The following is a 26,046-nucleotide window of genomic DNA, read 5'->3' on the forward strand; positions in this document are numbered from 1 at the left end:
AGATACGAGAAGCTTTCAAATGTACGGTATTATTTGATTTTTACGAATTCTGGAGTCTGTGCTGCCCTGATGTAAGGATACCTGAAATATTTATTCCATTTGAAAGAATAGCGGTCCATTTTCTCAACAACGATTTGAACGACAGGAAATAAAAAAGAGCCACGTAGTAGTGGCTCTTTTTTGTGGATGGTGTTCACATCAGATCTTTTCATGATAGATCTTATCATAAAGATCTTGATAAGCTTCCTTAATATTGCGGCGCTTCAATTTCATGGTTGGAGTGAGGTGACCTGCTTCAATACTCCATACATCTGGAGTCAACTCAAAACGCTTGACGCGCTCCCATTTTCCAAACTTCTCGTTGTGTTGATCTACTTCCTTCTGGAAACGAGTTATGACCTTCTCATTATTGACTAGGTCTTTATGATCCTTAAAGGAGATTCCCTTGCGGTTTGCCCAATCTTCCAAAAACTCAAAATTAGGCTGTATGATCGCTGCCGGCATTTTTTCGCCTTCACCTATGACCATGATTTGGTCGATAAAACGACTCTGCTTCATGGTGTTTTCAAGAAGTTGTGGTGCTACATACTTACCTCCAGAAGTCTTGAACATTTCTTTTTTACGGTCGGTAATTTTTAAGAACCCTTCAGAATCGATTTCTCCTATATCACCGGTATGGAAATAACCATTGGAATCAATCGCTTCATCCGTTTTTTCTTGATCTTTGTAGTAGCCCAACATACGTTGCGGCCCATTAATTATGATCTCACCATCAGATGCAATCTGGACATCAGTTTCTGGCAACATTTTACCTACGGTTCCTATTTTGAATCCGTTATTGCGCATATCATTCACAGATATTACCGGACTGGTTTCGGTCAGACCATAGCCTTCCATCACAGGAACACCTGCCGCATTGAAAACTCTGGCAAGTCTAGGCTGCAGGGCAGCGCTACCGCTAGCAATAGCCTTTAGGTTTCCACCAAGGGCTTCTTGCCATTTAGAGAAGATGATTTTTTTGGCGAGTTTGAGTTTGGTCTCATACCACCAACCATTCTGTCCGTATGGTTCCCATTCCAGGCCTAGTTCCACAGCCCAGAAGAATAATTTCTTTTTGACGCCATCAAGGTCAGCACCTTTGGCGATGATCTTGTCATATACCTTTTCCAACAATCGTGGTACGGCACTCATCACTTCTGGTTGCACCTCTTTAAGGTTGTCAGATATGGTTTCCAGTGATTCCGCAAAATAGATACCGCTACCTGTATAAATGTATAGGTACTGCAGCATGCGCTCATAAATATGGCATACTGGTAAAAAACTGAGCGCTTTAGAGTTCCCCAATTCAATAGGCAATCTAGTTTCAGAATTGATGGCGTTGCTGGAGATGTTCTTATGAGATAACATAACACCTTTAGGTTTTCCAGTTGTCCCAGACGTGTAGATAAGTGTGGCAAGTTCGTCTTCATGAATCGACGCCATCATGGCATCAAGATCCTTGTCATTATCGGTTTCTTTTCCTTTTTCTTTGACCTCTTCCCAGCTTTTACAACCAGGTATGTCATCAAAGCTAAAAACCTCAGTTAAGGTAGGCACTTGATCTTTTATGGCCATGACCTTATCATAGACCTCTTGATCAGATACAAAGACCATTTTTGACTCGCTATGATTAAGCACATAGGCATATTCCTCTTCAGAAATAGTAGGGTAGATAGGAACATCCTGTGCCCCAGTTTGCATAATACCTATATCCATGATATTCCACTCTGTGCGGTTCACAGAAGAAATAATCGCGATCTTATCGTCTTTTTCTACACCCATTTTCATCAAACCTCTAGATATGGCTCTAGATTGATCAACAAACGACTGCGTAGACGTTTTTACCCAGGATCCATTTTTTTTGGTGACTAGAGCGTCTTCTCTAGGAAATCTTTCCAATTGATAATAAGGAAAGTCAAAAAGTCTTTTGATTTGCATATTTGATAATTGATACTGCAAAGTAAGGAAAGATCTTCATTTTCCAAACGTAATACTAGCAACTACACAATTGGTAAAAAGTTCGCTTTCGCGAAAGCGAAATAATCCACTTTCATCGAAAATATGCATGAATCCTATCTAGTTTAAATAGTTAAACATCTGATAAACAATTACTTAAAATTTAAGTAAGATTTTTCCTTAAAAACCGAAAATGTAAAAATTTCGTAGCCCGATAAACGGTGTTAAAATCCTTAAAACTTTACCAAATAGTGCTGGAAAACACTGCTTTAACTTGACAATCGGATAGCTTTAAAGAGATAAATTAAAAATTTAATAAAAAACTTATGAAAAACTTTACTCTACTAGTTTCTGTAGTGGCGGTCTATTTCTTAGGTGCTTTTTGTGTTGATGCGCAAGTAGTAACTAAAACGGTAGATGACGGTACTGATGGAACTTTACGAATTGAGATCGCTGATGCTGGAACAGGCGGCACGGTCACTTTTGACCCGTCTATTCAAGGTCAAACCATCAACGTGACCATGGGAGCGATACCTATTAATGCCTTTGCGGCCATCACTATTGATGGAAATAATGGTGGTACGCCAACCACGATTTCTTCAGGATCCAACAGCCGCATCTTTGATGTGGATGCAACCATTGCGGCAGTCATTAATTTTGACTCTGTAATTTTTAGAGACGGATCTGCAGAAAATGGAGGTGCTATTCTTGCCAGTGGCGCAACCACGGTAGTCAATATCACAGATTGTGAATTCCGCAGTAATATAGCTACAGGTGCCGCCGCAACCAATGGTGGAGGTGCGATCTGGAATAATGGTGCTACAATAAACATATCTGCTACAACTTTTGAATCTAATATAGCTTCAGGTACGTCTGGAAGTGGTGGTGCTATACTCAATTCTAACGGTGGAAATCTAAGTATTACAGATGCTATGTTCAGAACGAATACTTCTAACCGTGCAGGTGGTGCAATAGAGGACAATGCAAGTGCAACTACTGTGATAACTGTGGATAATACTTCCTTCATTTCAAATGATGCAGGAACCAATCCTGGAAATGGTGGTGCTTTGCACGTTTCAGGATCTAGTTCTTACACTTTTGATGGCGGAGTCGTACGTGAAAATATTGCAGGAAAAGAAGGTGGTGGTTTATGGAACAATCTAGGAACACTTACCATCAATGGCACTATCATAGAAGATAATGTTGCACAAGGCGACTTTGTTGCTGGAACGCCTCCACAAATCGTTGGTGGTGGAGGAATATTTGCAGAGGACGGTACTGGTGTTGTTGTCATTAATGAAGGTACGATCATTAGACGTAATCAGGCAACTGGTGTACAAGGTTCTGGTGGTGGAATTTTGATGGCTACAGGTACCACACTTACGATTAATGGTACGGTTGCAAACCCTGTCATGATCATGGATAATCAAGCAAGCCGCGCAGGTGGTGGAATTGAAGACTGGTCTCTAGAAACTAATTCAAACACGATTACAAATGTTGAGTTCTCTGGAAATTCCGCTGGGCTAGATGGTACAAATTTCACCGCTAATGGTGGTCCAGGTAATGGAGGCGCGATTCACGTTACTGGACCAGGAAGTAATACGATAACTGGTGGTACTGCAACAGCTAATCTTGCAGCTAATGAAGGTGGAGCATTTTGGAATGGTACGGGAACAATGACTGTTGATGGTACCAGCATCACCAATAATACAGCAAGCGGAGCAGGAGCCGCAAATGGTGGTGGCGGATTATTCAATCTAGGTGGTACATTAGATATTTCAAATGCTATTATTGATGGTAATGCCGCTAGCGGTACTGCTGGATCTGGTGGCGGTATTTTGAATACCCGCGGAGGAACTTTGAATGTTACGTCCTCATTAATAACTAATAATACAGCAGTGAGAGCTGGTGGTGGAATTGAAGATAATTCTACTATTGATGTAAGTGGATCGGTACCAGTAGGTTCAATTTCTCTAGATGGTGTGAATCTAGATAGCAACAACACTTCTGCTTCTCCAGGTAATGGTGGTGGTATGCACCTCACTGGCGCGGCTACTTCCACGATCACAGGTGGAACCGTAAATAATAATACTGCCTCTAACGAAGGTGGTGGTCTATGGAATGGATCCGGAACGATGACCGTAAGTGGAGTCCAAATTGATTCTAACATAGCAGTAGGTAATGACACATCATCTCCTGGCGCAGCTGGTGGTGGCGGAATTTATAACGAAGGAGGAACAGTAAATCTTACTAACAACACAGTTGTTTCAAACAATCAAGCCACAGGTGTACAGTCTACTGGTGGCGGTGTTTTAAATGCTGCTGGAACATTTACTGCGACTGACTCAGAGATTTCAGGAAATGAATCTAACAGAGCTGGTGGTGGAATAGAAACTAATGGTGATAGTTCCATTGAACTTACAAATACTAACCTTGACGGAAACTTTACCGGTGTGGTTACAGGTTCAGGAGCACCAGGAAACGGCGGTGGTCTTCACGTGAGTGGGTCAGCACCTGTTACGATCACAGGTGGAACGGTTAACAATAACATTGCTGCAAAAGAAGGTGGTGGACTCTGGAATAACGGTGGAGCATTGACCATTAATGGAACTACGATTTCAGGAAATGATGCTCGAGGAGACTTTGTCGCTGGAACACCACCAGAAATAGTTGGTGGTGGTGGAATCTTCTCTGAAGACAGCATGACTGGACGTGTAATTATCAATGAAGGAACTACAATAGACAATAATGTAGCTACAGGAGTTCAGGGTTCTGGTGGAGGAATTTTAATGGCCACAGGAACAACTCTTACCATTAATGGAACAGAAGCTAATCCAGTAACCATTTCAAACAATAAGGCAAGTAGAGCCGGTGGTGGATTGGAAGATTGGTCTCTCGATGCAAATATAAATACCATTACTAACGTCAATTTTACTAACAATAGTGTAGGATTGGACGGCATGAACTTTACTGCTAATGGTGGCCCAGGAAATGGTGGTGCTATTCACGTTACTGGCCCAGGTGATAATACTATCATTGGTGGTACTGCAAGTGATAATACCGCAGCTAATGAAGGAGGTGGATTCTGGAATGGATCTGGCACAATGACCGTAGACGGTACCTTGATTGATCAAAACACTGCAAGTGGTAATGATGAAACTGTACCTGGCGCTGCAGGTGGTGGCGGAATCTTTAATGAAGGTGGAACAGTCAATATGGTAAATGGTGCCGTCGTTTCAAACAATGTTGCAGATGGTGCTCAATCTACCGGAGGTGGAGTTTTAAATGCTGCTGGTGTATTTACAGCAACAGATTCTGAGATTTCAGGAAATGAATCCAACAGAGCTGGTGGCGGAATTGAAACCAATGGCGATAGTTCAGTAGAGCTTACAAACACAAACCTTAACGGAAACCTTACAGGAGCAACAACTGGTCCTGGAGCACCAGGTAATGGTGGTGGTCTTCACGTGAGTGGAGCAGCACCTGTAACTATTACTGGTGGAACTGTTAATAACAATATCGCAAGAAAAGAAGGTGGTGGACTCTGGAATAATGGTGGATTACTTACCATTAACGGAACTACCTTATCAGGAAATGATGCTCAAGGTGACTTTGTTGCAGGCATGCCTCCAGAAATAGTTGGTGGTGGAGCAATCTTCTCTGAAGATAGCATGACTGGTACTGTTGTTATCAATGAAGGAACCATTATCGACGGTAATGTCGCAACTGGAGTACAAGGTTCTGGTGGTGGAATATTGATGGCTACAGGAACCACTTTAAGCATCAATGGTACGGTAACAAATCCAGTGGTAATTTCTAACAACAGCGCTAGTCGTGCTGGTGGTGGAATTGAGGATTGGTCTTTAGGAGCAACAACTGCTACTATTACCAATACAAATTTCTCTGGAAACACAGCTGGTATAAGCGTTGGCACATTTACGGCTAATGGCGGTCCAGGTAATGGTGGAGCCATTCACGTTACGGGACCTGGAATTGTAGAAATCACAGCAGGTACAGCAGATTCTAATTCGGCTGCGTTGGAAGGTGGAGCGTTTTGGAATAATGTAGGTACCATGAGCATTAGTGATGTGGATATCACAAATAATACTTCTACTGGAGCTGGTGCAGATGATGGTGGTGCAGCTTTATTTAATAATGGTGGTACTTTAAATGTATCTGATTCCTTTATTGATGGAAACCTCGCAACAGGAGCTTCTGGATCTGGTGGAGCATTATTAAGCACTACTGGAGCCGTAACCATTACTAATACTACAATTACCAATAACGCCGCTAATAGAGCTGGTGGTGCGATTGAGTTAATTGACGGTACGTTGGATATCTCAGGTTCTGAAATATCGAATAATGATGTTGATGGAACTGCAGGTACGGCAGCCCCAGGAAATGGTGGTGCTTTGCATATCTCAGGAAGTTCTGTAGTTAATATTGACTCTAGTATCATGAATTCCAACAGTGCAGCTGCAGAAGGTGGAGCACTTTGGAATCAATTGAATTCTGTACTGGTGGTCTCCAACTCAACACTTGATGGCAACAGTGCTAATGGTACAGCCGTCGACAATGGTGGTGGAGCTATTTTCAATAATGGTGGTGATACTGAGGTTTATGACACAACGATTTCAAATAATACCAGTGTTTCCAATGGTGGTGGTATCTCTAACCAAGTGGGATCTTTAATCGTTGAGACTTCAACAATATCGTCAAACACGGCATCTTTAGATGGCGCAGGAGTTTATCACGCAGGTACGAATGCTCTTTTTGATATTGTTACCGTTGCCCGAAACATTGCCACTGGTAACGGTGGTGGCTTAGCATCAGTTGCAGGGACGTTTAGTATTACTAATACTTTGGTAGCAGAAAATCAAGCTGCTAGTGATTTCAACGTTTCAGGTATTACTTCTAACGATTATAACCTTATCGAGATCGATGACACAAATTCATTTACTGCAATGCCTAATGATATTGTTGGTACGGTCGCTAGTCCAGAATTTGCATCCTTAGGACCATTGCAGGATAATGGTGGTAACACCTTTACTCATGCGATACTGGATGGAACAAGAGCGCAGGATCAAGGAAATCCCAATAACAATCTGACGGATCAACGCGGTGAAGCCGTTTTTGGACCAGCACGTGATATTGGTTCTTTTGAAGCGCAACAAACCCTTTCTAATGATGACATTGCCGCTGCATTAGCCGCCGTACGTTTGTATCCTAATCCTAGTAGTGATGGGCGATTTAACATACAGTTACCTGCACAGGTGACATCGACAGCTACCTACAGAATTACAGATATGACTGGAAAAGTAGTAGGTGGATCAAGCCTTAGAACAGGAGTTAACAATTTACAGATGAAAAATCTGTCCGCTGGAATCTACATAGTTCAAGTTATCGCGGCAGATCAGTCTCAAAGTTTGAAGTTGATTATTGAATAAGCCATTCAATTAAAAACAAAGAGCCCATTCTATTTAGGTAGAATGGGCTTTTTTATTAGGGTTGATTTTGAGTTCGCTTTCGCGAAAGCGAACTAACCATCATCCACATTTCAATTATTCAACATCGACGTCCTGCGATTGATTACGGAACACCAACTCATTTTCAAAAGCATCTATCAATACCACACTATCTGTGGTAATCGATCCCGAAAGAATGCTTTTTGAAAGCTGGTTGAGGACGTTCTTTTGAATCACACGCTTCACGGGTCTCGCTCCATATTGTGGATCAAATCCTTGCTGTGACAGTAAGTCGATCGCCTCTTGTGTAGCGTCTATAATGATGCCTTGTTGTGCGAGCATTTTAGTCACGCCTTTAAGCTGCAGGCTCACGATCTTCTTAATTTCTGCGGCATTAAGCGGCGTGAACATAACAATGTCATCAATACGGTTGATAAACTCTGGTCTCACACGTTGCTTAAGCGCTGCAAGAACCTCAAGTTTAGTCGCTTCGATAACGGACTCTCGATCTGCTACCGCGTTTTCAAATCGCTCCTGAATCACCTCGGCTCCCATATTGGAAGTCATGATAATGATGGAGTTTTTGAAATCTGCCACACGTCCTTTATTGTCAGTCAAGCGACCTTCATCAAGGACTTGTAACAAGATATTGAACGTATCTGGATGCGATTTTTCAATTTCATCCAACAAGATCACAGAATATGGTTTTCTACGAACGGCCTCAGTGAGCTGTCCGCCTTCATCATAGCCTACGTATCCTGGTGGTGCGCCTACCAGACGGCTCACGCTGTGACGCTCTTGATACTCGCTCATGTCGATACGAGTCATGGCGTTATCGTCATTGAATAGATATTCTGCTAGAGCTTTGGCAAGTTCTGTTTTACCTACACCGGTTGTTCCTAGGAACAAGAAGGAACCTACTGGTTTTTTCTGATCCTGCAAGCCGGCACGACTGCGTCGCACGGCATCACTTACGGCCACAATGGCCTCTTCTTGCCCTACCACACGTCTGTGTAGTTCTTCTTCAAGTCTCAGTAGTTTTTCACGCTCGCTTTGCAGCATTTTGGCTACTGGAATACCGGTCCATTTTGCGACAACCTCTGCAATATCATCATAAGTTACCTCTTCCTGAATGAGCGATTTGCTCTTATCGCTTTCATTGACTTCTTTTTGAAGACGTTCCAGCTCTTCCTGACTTTCCTTGATTTTACCATAACGCAACTCTGCTACCTTACCATAGTCACCTTCACGCTCAGCACGTTCTGCTTCTAGTTTGAGGTTCTCAATTTCAGTTTTGGTGTTCTGGATATTGTCGACCAGTTCTTTTTCAGTTTCCCATTGGGCATTGAGTGCGTTACGTTCTTCCTTAAGATTTGCGAGGTCACTGCGCAGGGTTTTCATTTTGACTTCGTCCTTTTCGCGCTTAATGGCCTCAATTTCAATTTCGATTTGCATGATCTTACGGTCGAGCACGTCCAGTTCTTCTGGTTTGGAATTGATCTCCATGCGTAATTTTGATGCAGCCTCGTCCATAAGGTCAATGGCTTTGTCTGGCAGGAATCTATTCGTTATGTAACGTTGTGACAACTCTACGGCGCCTATAATGGCCTCATCCATGATACGTACCTTGTGGTGCGTTTCATATTTATCCTTGATACCACGCAGGATGGATATGGCGCTTTCGGTGTCTGGTTCGTTCACTTGCACCTTTTGGAAGCGACGTTCTAATGCCTTGTCTTTTTCAAAATACTTTTGATATTCATCTAGAGTTGTGGCACCAATGGCTCTAAGCTCGCCACGAGCCAAAGCTGGTTTTAAAATATTGGCTGCGTCCATAGCGCCTTGACCACCACCGGCACCCACGAGAGTATGAATCTCATCTATGAATAGCACGATGTCTCCATTGCTTGAGGTCACTTCTTTGATAACGGCTTTTAGGCGTTCTTCAAATTCACCTTTATACTTTGCACCGGCAATAAGTGCACCCATATCTAAAGAGAAAATCTGTTTGTTTTTCAAATTTTCTGGTACGTCACCAGCCACGATACGGTGTGCAAGACCTTCGGCAATGGCGGTTTTACCAGTACCTGGTTCACCTACCAGCATCGGATTATTCTTGGTACGTCTGGATAGGATCTGTAGAATTCTGCGAATCTCTTCATCACGTCCTATTACTGGGTCCAATTTACCTTGGTCGGCTAATTCGTTGAGGTTTTTGGCGTATTTGCTTAAACTGTTATACGTTTCCTCAGCGCTTTGCGAGGTAATCTTTTCACCTTGACGCAATTCGTTAATAGCAGCATTAAGGTCTTTAAGCGTCAAGCCTTGATCTTTGAGAATCTGGGCAGTTTTTGAATTACCATCAAAAATACTGAGCAATAAATGTTCAACGGACACATATTCATCGCCCATTTTATTGGCAATTGATGTGGCGTTGTTCAATACTCTATTAGTTTCTCTAGAAAGTTGAAGTTCACCACCTTCTACTTTTGGAAGAGAGGCTAATTGGCTATCGATAAGCTGTTCGACCAGAGATAGATTAAGGTTCAATTTCTTGAAAAGAAAAGGCATCACGTTTTCATCAACAGTCAAGATGGCCTTGAATAAATGGGCATTCTCAATGATTTGATGTCCCATTTCCTGTGCAAGCTGCTGTGCTTGTTGAACAGCTTCTTGCGATTTTATAGTGAGTTTATTAAAGTTCATATGTTTTGTTTTGTGAGTCTATGTCAAATGATGTTCCTAAAACATTTTTGACAAAAAGTCAGTAAATTTTGATAATTTAAGCGACAGGTTGACATATTATTAATTAATTAGCACTTTATCACCTGACATCCACCTATATTTGTAGGGTTAAAATTCTTACAGATCATGGGTTTAATGGACAAGTTATTCAAATCGCAACGAGACATTGCCAAGGACGAAATCAAAGGTATTCAATGGGAACCATTGGAGTCTGTTGACCAGTTGCATAATCTTGTTAAAAATTCAAATCTTAAAACCAAAGTAATTTTTAAGCATAGTACGAGATGTGGGATTTCAAGAATGGCGCTTAGCAGTTTTGAGCGTAATTACGAGAATTTAGATCAAAATGTAACCTATTACTTATTAGACCTGCTCAACTTTAGAGAGGTTAGTAATTCTATTGCAGAGGAACTTAAGGTACAGCATCAATCACCTCAAGTCATTGTCCTTAAAGATGAAAAGATCATCCATACTGAAAGTCATCACGGTATCGATATCAAAAAAATCCAGTCCCTAATCAAATAAACTAACCATGAAAAACATTCGATTTTACTTACTCGCTAGCTCGATGCTAGTCCTCTCTTGTGCTACTAATGTATTTACGGGAGAAAGAACCTTAAAGCCTGTATCTAACGACCAGGTTTTTCCTGCTGCATTTTCTGCCTATAATGAAGTTCTTCAGGAAAGTAAAGTTGTCACTGGAACATCAGAATCTAGAATGATCACCAATGTAGGTCAGAATATTAAAAATGCATCTCAAAAATGGTTGAATGCCTTAGGTCACCCAGAATATTTGGATGGTTACGAATGGGAATATAATCTTATTAATGATGACCAAGTAAATGCTTGGGCGATGCCAGGTGGTAAGATTGCATTTTACACAGGTATTTTACCCATCGCACAATCAGAGACAGGTGTGGCAGTTATTATGGGTCATGAAGTAGCACACGCACTTGCAAATCATGGAGGGCAGCGCATGCGCGCCAGCCAGCTTCAACAATTAGGCGCTGTTGGTCTTGCCGTAGGTGGAGTGGTATCTGGAACTAGTTCTCAAACAATGGGTATTTTAAATCAAGCTTATGGATTAGGGTCACAGTATGGTGCCATTCTTCCATTTTCAAGAGCTCAAGAGTCTGAAGCAGACAAAATAGGATTGGTACTTACCGCTATCGCAGGATATGATCCTGATGAAGGTGCGAGACTTTGGGAACGTATGAAAGCCAATAGCGGCGGTCAGGCTCCACCAGAATTTTTAAGCACGCACCCTTCAAACGATACTCGTATCGCCAACTTGAGACAACTAGCGCCAGTAGCTAAAAAAGAAGCGGCAAAATACGGAGTGACTTCATTCAAATAGTCAATTCAAACACATACTTTTAAAGGGTTCTTCAAGAACCCTTTTTTTATGAAACCAACTTATCCCAAAGGCCATCCCAAATTATTGACCGCATGGGCGTTCTATGATTGGGCAAATTCTGTTTATTCCCTGGTCATCGCAAGTGCCATTTTCCCGATTTATTATAGCGCCATCAGCAGCAGTGCTTATGAGGCCGGTAACGTGCCAGAGATTTTCAAGGGAATGAATAATGAGTCCATCATCATCATTACCACAGCTATTGCCTTTTTAATCGTGAGTATCATTTCACCTATACTTTCTGGAGTGGCAGATTATTCTGGTAAGAAGAAACGCTTTTTACAGTTTTTCTGTTATTTGGGTGGCGCCTGCAGCATCGGCTTGGCGTTTTTTAGTTTTGATCACCTGTGGATCAGTTTGTTGATTTATTTGCTGGCTTTGGTAGGTTTTTGGGGATCGCTTGTATTTTATAATTCATATTTACCAGATGTAGCGCATCCAGACCAACAGGACAAAACGAGCGCACGAGGTTTTTCCATGGGATATATAGGAAGTGTTATTCTATTGGTCATTTGTCTTGTTTTGATTCAAGGTGGTTTTTTTGAAAGTGAAAAATTGCCCACGCAGATATCCTTCGTTCTCGTTGGAGTATGGTGGATAGGATTTGCGCAGTACACCTATGCGTATTTGCCCATGGGAACCAGAAAGGATAGTAGTAACGTCGACAACATTTTCACCAATGGCTTCAAGGAATTGAGGAAAATATGGAATCAGTTGGGTGAAAACTTACAGATGAAGCGCTATCTAGCCGCATTTTTCATTTACAGTATGGCCGTTCAGACCGTGATGCTCGTGGCAACCTATTTTGGTACGGAAGAAGTAGAATGGGGTGAAGGCGGCGCTACAACAGGCTTGATTATATCTATCCTATTGATACAGCTGGTGGCCATTGCAGGAGCGTTTGTGGCGAGTTCGCTTTCGCGAAAGCATGGAAACATCAACGTTCTCATAGGTATCAACATCGTATGGGCCTGCGTTTGTATCTACGGCTATTTTGTCACCACGCCCATACAGTTCTATATCACCGCTGGATTTGTAGGTTTTGTGATGGGTTCCATCCAGTCACTTTCCAGAAGTACGTATTCTAAAATGATTCCAGAAAGCAGTCTGGATACCGCATCCTATTTCAGCTTTTTTGATGTTGCTGAAAAGATTGGGATCGTGATAGGGATGTTGCTTTTTGCCGTCGTTGGTGAGATTACAGGATCCATGCGTGGTAGTATACTATTTCTGGTAGTATTTTTTGTGATTGGTATCATTCTATTGATACGCGTTCCCAAACTCAAAACAACCAGCGAAGTGAATCAAGAATAATCTGCTACGCTATTTAAGGAACACTTTGCGTATGCCTATGAAGGCAAAGATTAGGACAGACATGCCCAGTAACGTTGGGATGATGAGATGCACCCAACCGAACAGCAATAGCACCGCCATGATCAATAACTGAAAGCCCAATCCATAAACAGAAAGCAACGTCATGAACCAGCTGGGAAAGGGTTCGCATTTGCGCGCGCTACTGTCCAGTCGGTAGATTACAAAATCAAAAACTCCATAAAGGCTTTTATATAAATGGTAGAAAAAGGTAACCGTAGATTGACTTTCACCTTTTAATGCTACAGGCACGCTATTCTCACGCACGCGACTGGTCAGGTCACCGTCTACACTGTTGCGTAAAATGACATAGTAAAAGTTATATAAGGTTCCCTGTAATTGCAAACCTACAAAAGCCAAAACCGTCCAGAGCAAACTTGCCTGGGTCACATACATTATGGCCAGCAAAAACATCATGTTGAGCAACAAATCACTCACCGAATCCAAATAGCGTCCTACATAAGAAGGTGTCTTCTTTAAACGTGCCAGTTCACCATCTGCCGCATCAATAACCGATTTAAGAATAAGAAAAAAGGCAGCGGTGACGTAGTGACCATTCAAAATGGCGTAGATGGCGATCATACCGCTCAATACAAAAAGCAATGTCACATGAATAGGAGTGAAGCTGGTTTCTTTTAAAGAATGGGCAATCCACTTACCACCAGATCGACCATAATCGGAAAGATCTAGAAATTGGTGTTTAGGCGGTAATTTAGACATGAAGGCAATCTCAAATTTGAATTTGCAAACTTAGTGCATAATGACGAATTGAGTTTTGGTTAAAAATCCTGATTTCCAAGAGCAAAAAATCCCGAGACAGATTTTCCTGCTCGGGATTAGATGTTGTTAATTTGAGGTTGATTTCGCTTTCCTGCCTGTCCGGCAGGCAGGCGAGAAAGCGTGAATCAGTTACATCTTGGTAATGTCTCCACTACCCATGACGGTCTTTTTTAGCTTGCTGGTTTCACCTTTATAACGTAAGTCACCAGATCCTACAATGCTGGCATTCATCTCACCACCATTACAAAAAACAGCTACATCGCCGCTACCGGCAATACTCGCCTTTACATTGTTAGCCTTAAGATCATAAGCACTTATATCGCCGCTACCAGCAACACTGGCATCCAGATTCTCAGTTCTTCCAGAAATTTTTAGATCACCACTACCGGCCACGGCAAGACTTAGGTTCTTGGATTCTGTTTTTAATTTGATATCACCGCTACCAGCTAGTGATATTTTCATTTTTTCAGATTTCAAGTTCAGGTCGCTATAGATATCGCCGCTGCCTGCAAGGCTCACGTGGTCGATATACTCTACAGGAACGGTCACCTTGATACCTTTACGACTGTTAAGGTTGATGCCCTTTTCCACACCTATGGTAAGACGATCACCTTTGACCTCGATTTCTAGATATTCCATTAGGTTGGATTCTGCCTCGACGGTGATGGTACCTTCTGTGCCGCTTACAAGTTCCACATCCATGGAACCTGCCATGCTTACCTCGTCATAGCCTGAGGTCTTGAAGTTCTTGGTTATGACATCGCCATTACCAGTTACTTTTTTATTGCCGAACCATTGTGCATTTGCAGATTGAAATGCAGCGATGGTCATCAGAATAAGAATTGCTTTTTTCATGATGTAATTTTTATAGTTGATTGTTTAGTTGCTGGGTTTTAGGGTTACACTACCAAAACTGCTATTAATATTAATGTTGCTTGAGCTGCCTTGAGTGATATGGTAACCTTGCTTGTAGGATGCGTTCATTTCTTTTTTGGAATTTACAGTGTTCAATCCAGAACCTAAGTTAAGTGAACCAAATTCCGTATCGCATTCATATTCAAAACTGGCTTCCTTATCATATCCTATTTTGATGGTGGTGTAATCTGACTTGATATTTACGGTCTTGAAGTCCTTGCTTAACTCATTGATGGTCATTGTACCAAAATCTGCTTTTAAAATAGCTTCTTTCTCTACTTTGTCAAGAGTAACTTTACTGTAATCACCACGACCATCCACACTTATGAGTTTCTCAATGTTAAAGGTTGAGAAATCAGAATTATATTTCATGTTTTCCATCTCTCCAAAAGTCGCTGTAGTATAGTCACCACTAAAATCAATGTTTCCAGCACCGTAAACTTTAAACTCGCTAAAGTCTGCTTTGATCACGCCGCCTTTCATATAATCAATATGTGAACTCTTGGTATAGTCAAAGGAAAGATCATTATTAGGATTTAACAATTGGCCTATTTCCAATCTTCCAAAATCACAGCTCATCTTCAATGGAGCCATCATTTTTTTGATGATCACGGCACCATAATCATTTTCAAGATCCAATGGTGAATTCATGGGCATTTTCACCACAAAGTCAACCTTGGTATTCGTTTTATTTTTGCCTGTGAATAGGCTCATAAAACCAGAGTTTTCATTAGGAATGTCGCTTTTTGCGCTCACATTGGACTTGGATGCTGTGAAATCTACATCGATACGTTCCAGACGTTCATTAACACGATCTTCATCGTTACCGCTTACCTCAACGATGACATCGATGCTTACGGTGTTTTGATTCCATAACGCTACAGTTACATCGCCAAAGCTATTTTCAATATCCACTCGAGCATCGCTGTTGACGCTGTAGGTCTTATTGATCTTTTTGGTTTTTCTGTACTTGTCGTTAGGATTTGCTACCGCTATTAGTGGCAACATCATCCATACAAGGAATAGGGTTTTATATAAGTTCATTTTGTTGTTTCTTAAGTTGTTGTTCTTTGGCTTTAATCTGTGCTCGAGCGTCCTCTAGCAATAAAATTCTGGTCTTGAAGTTTTGGATCATCGCGTCAATGACGGCTGGATTCTCACTATTGGACCTAAAATCTTTTTGGATCTTTTTATAATCGGTTTCCAGTTTTTGCAGGCTGGCTTTAGCATCTGCAATGATGCGTTCTGTCGCTGGTGATTGTAGCTGGTTCAAGGCCGCCAGTTGCTGGTCAATCGCTTCTACATAATTGCTTTGTGCGGCAGCCATCTCTGGAGAAACAGATTTGAGTTCATAAGTCTGGGAACGACCGGCCATAAAACTGGCAGAACCTATCATTAAGGCAATCACGGCAGCTGCAGACCATTTCAGGATTGCAGACATTTTTATGATGCGACCTTTAGGTTTGGTTTCTTGATGTACCTCATTATTTTCAGCGGCTTCCTTTGTGGGTTCTTCCTGGCAAGCGGCTTCCAGCTTGTCTAGAAAACGTTGTTCATGTCCTTGTGGTAAGTCTGTAAGATCAAAATCCTGCTTCTTGAACCACTCTTTCATTTCATCTTTCATATCAACTCCATTTTACTTCTTAAACTTGTTTTTGCTCTTGAGATCGTCGTGCGGCACATACCGTGCGAGATTCCCATGATCTGTGCGATCTCTTCATTATCCATGCCTTCAATAAGCGATAGAGTGAGCACTTCTCTGTAGCTATCCTTTAGTTCCTTCATGGCTGCCAGGACGCGTTTTGCGGTCCAACCGGCATGCTCCATATCGATGTTTTCAGTGTCATCCACGGCATCGTGATGATCTTCAAAAGTCGTGGTGGTCATTCTACCAGCTTTTCTTTTATAGTTCAGGCAGTTGTTGATCACGATGCGTTTGAGCCAGCTGCCAAAGGTGGCTTCACGATTCCACTGGTGGATTTTTGAGAATGCGGTGATCATACTTTCCTGCATGATGTCCTCTGCCTGTGCGGTATCTTCAACAATGCGTAATGCCACATGGTACATTCCTTTTGCATAATCATTATACACTTGCATTTGTGCGCGCCGGTCGCCTTTTTCACACAGATCAAATACGTCGTTTTTTAGTTCGGTTAGGTTCACTTGGTTAGTGTTTCTGTCTTAAAGATGCAACTTTCGCCTGCATGTTACAGTTGATGGCATTGATTTTGAAATTTAAAGAGAAATATCGGTATTCATGTTTTGGAAATGCAGATTGTTCAAGAGACAAGATCCAAATAAAATGCTGATTGATAAAGGGTTGATGGTGGATGAGTTCGCTTTCGCGAAAGCGAAATACCTACAAACTTTCCAACGATCCAAAATAAAATAATTTAAATAAGCTGCACTGCACTGTCATTGTGGCGACTTGAAGATATATGTTCAAACCAAAGAAGTTTCAAATAGACATTATGTCACAGCAGGAATTTGATCAGGATGCTGAGTTTATTCCATTGTTGAGCTCTAAGGATGAGGAAGAAATGCATGCAGAAGCGGTGCCGGAAACCCTAGCGATCCTACCGTTGCGCAACATGGTCCTTTTTCCAGGTGTGGTGATTCCCATTACTGCTGGACGTGATCAATCCATAAAATTATTACAGGAAGCTAACAAGGCCAACGAGCCTATAGGTGTCGTGGCGCAAAAAGATGAATCTGTAGAAGATCCAGGACTGGAAGATCTGCACGAGACTGGTGTGGTGGCGCGTATTCTTAAGGTTTTCAAAATGCCTGATGGGAATACCACGGTCATTATACAAGGGAAAAAGCGATTTCAAATTGATGCCATCGTAGAAACCAAACCGTATTTAAAAGCAACTACCAAAGCGATTGATGAAGCCAGGCCAGCCGCAGATAATGAGGAGTTCAACGCGATTATTGATAAGATTAAGGAGCTTTCTCTAGAGATCATTAAAGAAAGTCCCAACATTCCAAGTGAAGCGAGTTTTGCTATCAAAAACATCGAGTCCAATAGCTTTCTCGTCAATTTTGTTTCCTCAAATATGAACTTAAAGGTTGAGGATAAACAACGATTACTGGAGATCAATGATCTTAAAGAACGTGCATTGGAAACCTTGAAGTTCATGAATATTGAACGTCAAAAGCTCGAACTAAAAAATGATATCCAGTCACGCGTGCAAACTGATATCAATAAGCAACAACGCGAGTATTTCCTGCACCAGCAAATGAAAACCATTCAAGAGGAATTGGGTGGTGGCGTGAGCTCGCATCAAGAAATTGATGAAATGCGCCAGCGCGCCAAAACCAAAAAATGGGACGACAAGGTCAAGGAACATTTTGAAAAGGAACTGGCCAAAATGCAGCGCATGAATCCGCAAGTGGCAGAGTTCTCCATACAGCGCAACTATTTGGATTTATTCCTGGACTTACCATGGAACGAGTATTCTAAGGATAATTTTGACCTGAAGCGTGCGATGAAAATCTTGGACCGTGATCATTACGGTCTGGATGATGTCAAGAAACGTATTATAGAATATCTAGCGGTTTTGAAATTGCGTAATGATATGAAGTCTCCTATCCTTTGTCTTTATGGACCTCCAGGAGTTGGTAAAACATCTTTAGGAAAATCTATAGCTGAGGCTTTGGGACGCGAGTATGTTCGCATTTCGCTAGGTGGATTGCGCGATGAGGCAGAAATACGCGGGCACCGTAAAACCTATATAGGAGCCATGCCAGGTCGTATCATACAGAGCATCAAAAAAGCCAAAACATCCAATCCAGTATTTGTACTGGACGAGATAGACAAATTGGGAAGTTCGCACAACGGCGATCCATCCAGCGCGATGCTGGAAGTTTTGGATCCAGAGCAGAACAATAGTTTTTACGACAACTTCCTAGAAATGGGGTTTGATTTGAGTAAAGTGATGTTTGTGGCTACTTCCAACAGTATGCAAACCATCCAGCCAGCCTTACGCGATCGTATGGAAGTCATTAATGTAACAGGCTATACCATAGAGGAAAAAGTAGAGATAGGGAAGAGGCACTTGTTACCCAAACAATTGAGGGAACATGGCCTTACTAAAGACCACTTGAAAATAGGGAAACCACAAATAGAGAAGATCGTTGAAGGATACACTAGGGAAAGTGGTGTACGTACACTAGACAAACAAATCGCAAAAATGGTACGCTATGCTGCCAAAAGTATCGCGATGGAAGACGAGTACGATCTTAAGGTCACCAACGATACTATTATTGAAGTATTAGGTGCACCACGCATGACGCGCGATAAGTATGAAAACAATGATGTGGCTGGTGTGGTCACTGGACTTGCCTGGACACGTGTAGGTGGTGATATATTATTTATAGAATCTATCCTAAGTAAAGGTAAAGGCCAGTTGAGCGTTACCGGTAATCTAGGTAAAGTGATGAAGGAAAGTGCCACAATAGCGATGGAATATATTAAGGCACATGCCGATGAACTGGGCATCAATCCAGGAATATTTGAGAAATATAACGTTCACATTCACGTACCTGAAGGAGCTACTCCTAAAGATGGTCCTAGTGCTGGAATCACGATGTTGACTTCGCTAGTTTCTTTATTTACACAACGTAAAGTCAAGAAAAGCATCGCCATGACAGGTGAAATCACGCTACGCGGTAAAGTCTTGCCCGTTGGCGGAATTAAGGAAAAGATCCTCGCGGCAAAGAGAGCCCGAATCAAGGAAATCTTACTTTGCGAGCAAAACCGTAGAGACATAGAGGAAATCAAACCTGACTATCTAAAAGGCTTGACCTTCCATTATGTAAGCGATATGAGCAATGTATTGGAACTGGCATTGACTAAGCAGAAGGTGAAAAATGCTAAAGTATTGTAATTCAAATCACCTTTAAATTAAAAAGTCCCGATGGTTGCACGCTATCGGGACTTTTTAGTAAAAATGACCTTTTCTCTTGTATTGGTAACTATCTTAATTTTCACCAGCAAGACTTATAATCGATTATCTATATCTCTAATTTATTATCATACTTCTGGAGCTAGTTTTTTAATGACTTGAATTTTCGATAGGCGAATTTCCTAAAGTACTCGCCTTCTTCAAATTTTATAGGATAAATATGCTTCTTATGATCTAAAGGTATTTCGCTTTCGCGAAAGCGAAAAATCCAACCATCTATAGATCCGCAGGTCTGTCTTGCCGGTTCAAATAAATCGCACTGGAAACCAATGCGGACAAGATTACGATCATAAAAATCTCCAATTCTAGCGAGAAGAGCACTCGTAAATCACCGGCATCACCCATGACGGTCTCGCGCATTTTGATCATGCCGCCGTCTGAGTAATAATAAATCAGAAACAACATAATGAGCGGATAGAGGAACACGCAAGTAAATACTCCTGTGCGCATAGCGTAAAACATGAGCTTTTTGAACTTTAATTTTTTCGCAGAGTTATAGACGACATCCCTAATAAAAGAGAGAATTCCCAAAAAAATTATAGGAATGTACAATGCCTTTACATACCATTCCTGACGCAGGCCTAATTGAAAAACCAGTATAGAAAGGATCACAATGGAACCGGTTATGATTAACGCATAGATCCAACTGTATTTGATTCTCGAGTAACCTTTCTGTTTAAGCATTTCGTTATGTTTCTTTAAAGCAACTCATGGAAGTTAGCCAAGTCGCTTCAAAAGCTTCTAAAATTTAGTAATTCTTTAATAGCGGTGTAGCCTAACAAAAAAATACATTTAAGACTTAGCGCTGCTTTATGGAAATGGAAATCATTTTAGTGTTTTGTGTGTTGGGAATGACCATCTTACTGTTCCTAACCGAATGGTTTCCCATTGACAAAATTGCATTTTTAATCATCGTAAGCCTGGTACTTCTAGGTCTTACAAAGCCAGAAGAAGCCATTAGTGGCTTTGCAGATCCTGCCACCATAACCGTATTGTCGCTTATGATGATTGCCATAAGCCTGGAAGATAACGGCGTGATTGAATGGTTGACGAGTGGCATAAAAAAAGTGAGCATACTGCCATTAATTCTCATCACACCTGTATTTATGTTTGTTAGTGCCAGTATATCTGCGTTTATTAGTACGACGGCAGTGGTTATCATTTTTATAAAAATTGTTTCACAGCTCTCGGCTAAGTATAATTTCTCTGCCAGTAAGTTATTGATGCCCATATCTTTTGCTGGTATTTTAGGTGGTAGTTGTACCTTGATGGGAACCTCCACCAACCTTATAGTGAACTCTGTTGCGCGTAACCTAGGCGCCGAGCGTTTGGGATTTTTTGAGTTTACCGTATTTGGATTGGTATTTCTCATTATCGGTATCGTATTTATGACCATCGCCTCAAAATGGCTTCCCAAGGACAAAAACAAAGACCTGGCAGAGAATTATGGACTGCAGGAATTCATCTTTACAGTGACCATTACTGAAGAGAGTAAGTTGGTCGATCAATTACTATCAGAAAGTATCCTTGAAGAAAATCCTGATATAAGCATCATCAAATTGATACGTGATCGCAAGGTGGTCAACGCGCCAGGAAAATACATCAATGTAAAAGTAGGAGATGAGCTGGTCCTGATGGGTACGGTTGACGATCTTGCACAATTTGTCCAAAAGGAAAATTTATTACTGCACGACGAGCGCAACACTAAGGATAAAATACAACAGGCCAACAATATTGAGGAAAAGGATGAAGAGTCGCCTGTCATGAAATATATCGAGCTACTCATTTTACCAGGTTCCAATCTTATAGGTAGTACGCTCAGAAAAATACGTAGGTCATCCTTATACGGCGCTTATCCGCTGGCCATTCAAAAGCGTAAAAATATTAGAAATACTAAAGAGCGCTTGATACGCAAAAACATTAACGACATACGAGTCAAACCCGGTGATAGATTGTTGCTAGAATTACAGGATGGATCGATGCGAGACTTGGAACGTTTGGAAAATGTGGCGATACTCAACGAGCACGAACTTAAAAGCAGCGTGCCTTTGTACAAAAAATATATCACGTTATTTACTTTGTTAGCGGTCATAGGTCTAGCCAGTAGCGGCGTTTTGACCATTCTTGCCAGTGCGCTGACAGGCATCGGGATTTTGTTGTTGACGAATTGTATCTCTCTGGAAAAAATCTATCAAAAGGTGAACTGGCAAATTGTTTTTCTACTTGCAGGAATGATTCCTTTGGGAATTGCAATGAACAACACCGGTACAGATACGTGGATATCAGAGCAATTGCTGGATCTCCTTCAAGGTCAGGCGCCTATAATCGTTCTGGGACTTATATTTTTGTTTACCATGTTGATGAGCGGTACCATTTCCAATAATGCAACCGCCATCATCATGACGCCTATTGCAATGTCTGTTGGTGTCGGATTTGGCCTAGAGGTAAAGCCATTTATTCTTGCCGTCATGTTTGCGGCAAACTTCAGCTTTTTTACGCCTGTTGGTTATCAAACCAACGCCTTGATTTATGGTACTGGAATCTATAAATTCAAGCACTTTTTAATCATAGGCGGTATTTTAAGCATCATATTGTGGATTGTGGGAACCCTTTTGCTTTCTACTTTGCTATAGAAAATAAGTTCAGCCTTAGGATTTACTAATGGCATATGCCCAATAGATCAATAGCGGATGAATAACAACCAGTCGAACCCAACCTATCCATGGATCGAGACAGACACCGCCTGCACAATGGCCTAATTGAATAAAGTAAACGTGCGAGATGACAAACGCCAGCAACATGGCGATCGTGATCCATCCGGCATATTTTCTAGTAGGCTTAAAAATGGCAAGCACAGCTACTGCTATTTCTACCACGCCAGCAAGAATGTTGATGACACCTGCATCTCCCAACCAATTAGGGATGACTTCCTCATAGGTTTCTGGATTCAAAAAGTGGTTGACTCCAGCAAAGCCATAAAAAATGATAAACAGAATGAGAGAAATCTTTTTCCACATAGGGATTCAGTAATTAGTTCCTGGCGTAATGGTTCACAAAGCTACGTTCTAGATCTGTTATTCTCAAAGCATCCTGACGTACACTCACGATGCTGCAAGCTTCAAAGGTAGGATTGTTCAACACCAATTCGTCTGGAGCTAATTTGGTTTCAACCTCATCTGTAAAGCGCATAGTATTTGAAAAATGAATGAAAGGTGAATCGTACGATGTAGTCTGTAACTGTTACGCTTTCGCGAAAGCGAATACTATTTAAAATTAATAACAGAATTAAGCCATTTCTGGGTCAAAATAGTTGGTGAGTATGGATGCCATTTGTTCACGGCCTGCGGCAATGTGCTGTACTTTAGTCCACAGTGATTCTGCTAACAGAAACTTCATGGGTTGATCCAATTCTGGTATTTTGTGAAATACCTTTTTGATCTGCTCATCCCAAACATCGTGGTAACGGGTCAGGTCATCTGGATAGACCATTTTGCGGTCGGTACCTTCATCCATGGCCTCAAAAGGCTCAGAAATATTTAGGTAGCCATAATCGTCTGTCAATTGCTCGCCTGGTTGAATATCGCGTATAGCGATTTCAAAATCATAGGCTGTGGTCAGACAATTGGAATTAAAACTGTGATTCACAAATCTGCCTATATCCCAGCATAGAATCATGTTTCCCTTGTTATTTCTAAAGGTGTAGGTATCGAGGATCTCCTTGTAAACAAAGTCCATTTGCTCGTACTGTGCGGGCGTGAACTCGCGGTCCAATTGGTCCAGTACCCATGTGATGGTACCTGCTGGAATGAGCTGTTTTGCCACGACTCCATAGCCTATTTCTTCACTGATAAAACGTACTTCGGTATGCGGATGTATCACCTTTATTTTGATTAAATTTTAGATCTAATGTATGTATATCTGCATTAGTTTTTCATTTTCTATTTCTTAAACTTGCAAAATATTATACGTTGATTTACAATTGATTAAGATTGATAATTCTTAAAATTTTATTTGTGATCCCAATATGCTGTAATCAAATTTAAGGACGTACTTTTGCGCGTTTTAAAAAATGCGATTATGAAGCGTATCAATCAATATAAAAAGATGTTTAGTGTAGAAGGACCCATTGAGCTTAAAGAGCTTAAGAAGTCTTACCGAAATCTTGTCAAAGAATGGCATCCTGATAAATTCCAGGATGGTGATGAAAAGAAGGAAGAAGCCGAGGTGATGAGCCGTCAAATTATTGATGGGTACCATTTTCTGGTAAGCATCGCTCCAGAAACCAAAGAAGCTAACCTAGAAGCCTATAAGGAAACCACTACCAATACGGGAATCGAGGATTTTGACCACAAAGGTCAAGTGTTGGAAATTACTTTTACAGATGGTAGTACGTATGAATACTTTGGCGTTCAAAAACCTATTTTTCAAAAGTTGATCAACGCACCTAACAGGTATCGTTTTGCAAAACGCAATATCTTCAACGACTATTTGTATCGCAAAAGCAAGAAGGATCAAGAAATGGCATAATCAGCTATACTGACTATAAATTATAAAGCTTCTCCTATTAGAGAAGCTTTTTTTGTGTTCGCTTTATTGTTTGCGCTAAGACTTTGATATTTACTACGTTTTCATCAAATCGAAAAGGCTACCCATGATAGGCAGCCTTTTCAATTTTTCCTTCGTCTATTTTACTCAGTCTATAGAGTAAAGTTATTCGTATAAGTACGATCGCCAGATTTCATAAAAACTACATAATCCCCTTTTTTATCGGTAGAGAGTTGATACGCTCCATTAAGTATCATCGATCCAGAAAGTGTTTCCTCATGAATAAGCTCGCCATCATAATAAAATGATATGCTCAAAGGTTTTTGAGCTAGAGTTAATTGAGAAATCATAACTGTTCCTTTGTTTAATTTCAGCACTGGCTTAAACTCTTTACTCTCAGAATCTTGAATTATCATAACATTGTTATTTTCTATGTAAAGAGATTTTATAATGATTTCACAATCTTTATGTAATTCAATAAAATACATTCCATCTTTAAGTGCCGTTAAGTCAAACTTTCTTAGATAGGTTCCGCTTGTATTGATAAATTCTTTATACAGCACGGTTTTAAGCCCATCTTTGATCATGATCTGTTGTCCTTTCTTGACATTTGAAAATTGCAGCGTGGTCACGCTCGCAGATGATACGATTTCGATTTCAGTGGAGTAGCCGTTAAGTGCTGTAAGCATTAAGGCAGTCAGTACGATGTGTTTTAGTGTTTTCATAGTAATCAGTTTTTAACTGTTGTACATGGCAAAGTTATATAGCTATGCATGCATAGAAAACATCATATTTGACCACTTTATATACTTAATTAACATGTAGGTTATTAACTAAAACGTTTTCGTATTAAAATACCATAATTTTAGGGTAATAGAGTAGCATTTGAATTTTTGAGTTGTAGTACATTTGTAGTGTTATGAAAGACATGCAATTACGTAAACCAGTCCTCAAGAAAGTCCATCCAGAAATGAAGAGTACCGTCTTTGTGAGCAGGAGCACCACAGAGCGTATCGACTGGAAACCCTTCTGGCATTATCATCCAGAAATAGAGTTGGTTTATGTAGATAAAGGTCAAGGCAAGCGCCACATAGGGAACCACATGTCTTATTATAACAACAGCCAGCTTATTTTGATTGGGTCCAACCTACCTCATATAGGTTATACGGATAGTCCCAATCACGGTTCTGAACTGCTCGTTCAATTTTTACCTGACTTTTTGGGTAAGGATTTTCTGGAACGGCCAGCGACACAACCTATCAAACAACTGTTTGAAAGGGCCAAAAACGGAATCGTGTTCCTCAAACCGGTGAAGGAGCAAATAGGAGACAAGCTTCATCAATTGAATGAAGTGGAAGGTTTTGAGCGTATCCTGCTGTTATTGAATATTTTGAATACGCTGGCCACTACCGAACATTACGAGATCCTCAATGCCGAAAAGTTTGTGTTTGAAACCGACCATCAAAATAATTCTAAGATGGAGACCATTTACAAACACATCAACCAAAACTTTAAGGAGCACATCTCACTAGACGAGATTGCTGATAAGGTGAGCATGACCGTTCCAGCGTTTTGTAGGTACTTCAAAAAATCTACAGGAAAGACCTTTACAAAACTGGTCAACGAGTATCGTGTGGTTCACGCCACAAAACTATTAGCAGAAAGTCCTATGAGCATTAGCGATGTGGCTTTTGAATGTGGCTTCAATAATTTCTCGCACTTCAATAAACTGTTTAAGGAAGTCACTGGTAAAAGCGCCAGTAAATACCGCGCTGGATTAAAGCAGATGGTTGGGTGATTATACAAACAAAACGAACTCGTTGGTAACTGCTCGCCTAAAAGTAGG

The 26,046-nt window shown here is 41.0% G+C and carries 22 protein-coding genes; 9 read left to right on the forward strand and 13 right to left on the reverse strand.

The window, feature by feature from the left end; all coding sequences use genetic code 11:
• Nucleotides 1–29: 29 nt before the first annotated feature.
• Together BST86_RS04455 and BST86_RS04460 are read right to left on the reverse strand one after the other, a co-directional pair.
• The gene (locus BST86_RS04455; RefSeq protein ID WP_105982221.1) at nucleotides 30–212 is read right to left on the reverse strand and encodes a hypothetical protein; all 183 of its coding nucleotides are present in this window, start codon (nucleotides 210–212) and stop codon (nucleotides 30–32) included.
• Nucleotides 199–1,977 carry an AMP-dependent synthetase/ligase gene (locus BST86_RS04460; protein ID WP_105982222.1) on the reverse strand — a complete coding sequence of 593 codons (1,779 nt, stop codon included), beginning with the start codon at nucleotides 1,975–1,977 and terminating at the stop codon, nucleotides 199–201. Before BST86_RS04460 ends, BST86_RS04455 begins: the two co-directional genes overlap by 14 nt.
• Before the next feature lie 344 nt (nucleotides 1,978–2,321).
• On the opposite strand from BST86_RS04460, the gene BST86_RS04465 reads away from it, so the two are divergent.
• The gene (locus BST86_RS04465) at nucleotides 2,322–7,442 is read left to right on the forward strand and encodes a beta strand repeat-containing protein (protein WP_105982223.1); all 5,121 of its coding nucleotides are present in this window, start codon (nucleotides 2,322–2,324) and stop codon (nucleotides 7,440–7,442) included.
• 114 nt (nucleotides 7,443–7,556) lie between these two features.
• Here BST86_RS04465 and clpB read toward each other — a convergent pair whose 3' ends face one another.
• Complete coding sequence (gene clpB, locus BST86_RS04470; protein ID WP_105982224.1) at nucleotides 7,557–10,166, reverse strand: ATP-dependent chaperone ClpB; 2,610 nt, start codon at nucleotides 10,164–10,166, stop codon at nucleotides 7,557–7,559.
• A 174-nt stretch (nucleotides 10,167–10,340) separates the two neighbouring features.
• Between clpB and ytxJ the strand changes: the two genes are divergently transcribed.
• The 3 genes from ytxJ to BST86_RS04485 are packed head-to-tail and all read left to right on the forward strand — an operon-like array spanning nucleotide 10,341 to nucleotide 12,933.
• On the forward strand, nucleotides 10,341–10,730 hold the full coding sequence (ytxJ, locus tag BST86_RS04475) for a bacillithiol system redox-active protein YtxJ (RefSeq protein WP_242446459.1): 390 nt from the start codon (nucleotides 10,341–10,343) through the stop codon (nucleotides 10,728–10,730).
• Nucleotides 10,731–10,737: 7 nt separating this feature from the next.
• Entirely contained in the window at nucleotides 10,738–11,562 is an 825-nt protein-coding gene (locus BST86_RS04480) for a M48 family metallopeptidase (RefSeq protein WP_105982226.1), read from the forward strand.
• A gap of 48 nt (nucleotides 11,563–11,610) precedes the next feature.
• Nucleotides 11,611–12,933, forward strand: a complete 1,323-nt coding sequence (locus BST86_RS04485; protein ID WP_105982227.1) for an MFS transporter — start codon at nucleotides 11,611–11,613, stop codon at nucleotides 12,931–12,933.
• Between the two features lie 9 nt (nucleotides 12,934–12,942).
• On the opposite strand, the gene BST86_RS04490 is transcribed toward BST86_RS04485, so the two are convergent.
• The 5 genes from BST86_RS04490 to BST86_RS04510 all read right to left on the reverse strand — a co-directional run bounded on the left by BST86_RS04490 (nucleotide 12,943) and on the right by BST86_RS04510 (nucleotide 16,848).
• Nucleotides 12,943–13,710 (reverse strand): CDP-alcohol phosphatidyltransferase family protein, encoded by a 768-nt coding sequence (locus BST86_RS04490; protein WP_105982228.1) that lies wholly within the window; start codon nucleotides 13,708–13,710, stop codon nucleotides 12,943–12,945.
• A 189-nt stretch (nucleotides 13,711–13,899) separates the two neighbouring features.
• Nucleotides 13,900–14,625 carry a head GIN domain-containing protein gene (locus tag BST86_RS04495; protein WP_105982229.1) on the reverse strand — a complete coding sequence of 242 codons (726 nt, stop codon included), beginning with the start codon at nucleotides 14,623–14,625 and terminating at the stop codon, nucleotides 13,900–13,902.
• 24 nt (nucleotides 14,626–14,649) lie between these two features.
• Nucleotides 14,650–15,729, reverse strand: coding sequence for a hypothetical protein (locus BST86_RS04500; RefSeq protein WP_146126708.1), 1,080 nt, complete (start codon nucleotides 15,727–15,729; stop codon nucleotides 14,650–14,652).
• Complete coding sequence (locus BST86_RS04505; RefSeq protein ID WP_105982231.1) at nucleotides 15,716–16,309, reverse strand: hypothetical protein; 594 nt, start codon at nucleotides 16,307–16,309, stop codon at nucleotides 15,716–15,718. Before BST86_RS04505 ends, BST86_RS04500 begins: the two co-directional genes overlap by 14 nt.
• Nucleotides 16,306–16,848, reverse strand: coding sequence for an RNA polymerase sigma factor (locus tag BST86_RS04510; RefSeq protein WP_231717793.1), 543 nt, complete (start codon nucleotides 16,846–16,848; stop codon nucleotides 16,306–16,308). The genes BST86_RS04505 and BST86_RS04510 overlap by 4 nt, the downstream gene beginning before the upstream one ends.
• A gap of 94 nt (nucleotides 16,849–16,942) precedes the next feature.
• On the opposite strand from BST86_RS04510, the gene BST86_RS15075 reads away from it, so the two are divergent.
• Nucleotides 16,943–17,077: a hypothetical protein gene (locus tag BST86_RS15075; RefSeq protein WP_262497912.1), complete on the forward strand. Its 135-nt coding sequence runs from the start codon at nucleotides 16,943–16,945 to the stop codon at nucleotides 17,075–17,077.
• A 46-nt stretch (nucleotides 17,078–17,123) separates the two neighbouring features.
• On the forward strand, nucleotides 17,124–19,577 hold the full coding sequence (gene lon / locus BST86_RS04515) for an endopeptidase La (protein WP_105982232.1): 2,454 nt from the start codon (nucleotides 17,124–17,126) through the stop codon (nucleotides 19,575–19,577).
• A gap of 294 nt (nucleotides 19,578–19,871) precedes the next feature.
• On the opposite strand, the gene BST86_RS04520 is transcribed toward lon, so the two are convergent.
• Entirely contained in the window at nucleotides 19,872–20,339 is a 468-nt protein-coding gene (locus tag BST86_RS04520; protein ID WP_105982233.1) for a hypothetical protein, read from the reverse strand.
• A gap of 128 nt (nucleotides 20,340–20,467) precedes the next feature.
• Here BST86_RS04520 and BST86_RS04525 point away from each other — a divergent pair, with 128 nt between their 5' ends.
• Nucleotides 20,468–22,288, forward strand: a complete 1,821-nt coding sequence (locus BST86_RS04525) for an SLC13 family permease (protein ID WP_105982234.1) — start codon at nucleotides 20,468–20,470, stop codon at nucleotides 22,286–22,288.
• 15 nt (nucleotides 22,289–22,303) lie between these two features.
• Here the strand turns inward: BST86_RS04525 and BST86_RS04530 are convergent, their stop codons facing one another.
• From BST86_RS04530 to BST86_RS04535, 3 genes are all read right to left on the reverse strand, one after another.
• Nucleotides 22,304–22,672 carry a DoxX family protein gene (locus tag BST86_RS04530; protein WP_105982235.1) on the reverse strand — a complete coding sequence of 123 codons (369 nt, stop codon included), beginning with the start codon at nucleotides 22,670–22,672 and terminating at the stop codon, nucleotides 22,304–22,306.
• A gap of 13 nt (nucleotides 22,673–22,685) precedes the next feature.
• Nucleotides 22,686–22,844: a hypothetical protein gene (locus tag BST86_RS14875; protein WP_172443315.1), complete on the reverse strand. Its 159-nt coding sequence runs from the start codon at nucleotides 22,842–22,844 to the stop codon at nucleotides 22,686–22,688.
• A gap of 96 nt (nucleotides 22,845–22,940) precedes the next feature.
• The gene (locus tag BST86_RS04535; RefSeq protein ID WP_105982236.1) at nucleotides 22,941–23,534 is read right to left on the reverse strand and encodes an SET domain-containing protein; all 594 of its coding nucleotides are present in this window, start codon (nucleotides 23,532–23,534) and stop codon (nucleotides 22,941–22,943) included.
• Between the two features lie 198 nt (nucleotides 23,535–23,732).
• Between BST86_RS04535 and BST86_RS04540 the strand changes: the two genes are divergently transcribed.
• A complete protein-coding gene (locus BST86_RS04540) occupies nucleotides 23,733–24,182 on the forward strand; it encodes a KTSC domain-containing protein (RefSeq protein ID WP_055412685.1) in 450 nt (149 codons plus the stop codon).
• Nucleotides 24,183–24,352: 170 nt separating this feature from the next.
• Here BST86_RS04540 and BST86_RS04545 read toward each other — a convergent pair whose 3' ends face one another.
• Entirely contained in the window at nucleotides 24,353–24,925 is a 573-nt protein-coding gene (locus tag BST86_RS04545; protein WP_105982237.1) for a hypothetical protein, read from the reverse strand.
• A gap of 203 nt (nucleotides 24,926–25,128) precedes the next feature.
• On the opposite strand from BST86_RS04545, the gene BST86_RS04550 reads away from it, so the two are divergent.
• A complete protein-coding gene (locus BST86_RS04550) occupies nucleotides 25,129–25,998 on the forward strand; it encodes an AraC family transcriptional regulator (RefSeq protein WP_105983941.1) in 870 nt (289 codons plus the stop codon).
• Nucleotides 25,999–26,046: the final 48 nt, after the last annotated feature.

This window comes from Nonlabens agnitus, from assembly GCF_002994045.1.
GTDB classification, from domain to species: Bacteria; Bacteroidota; Bacteroidia; order Flavobacteriales; family Flavobacteriaceae; genus Nonlabens; species Nonlabens agnitus.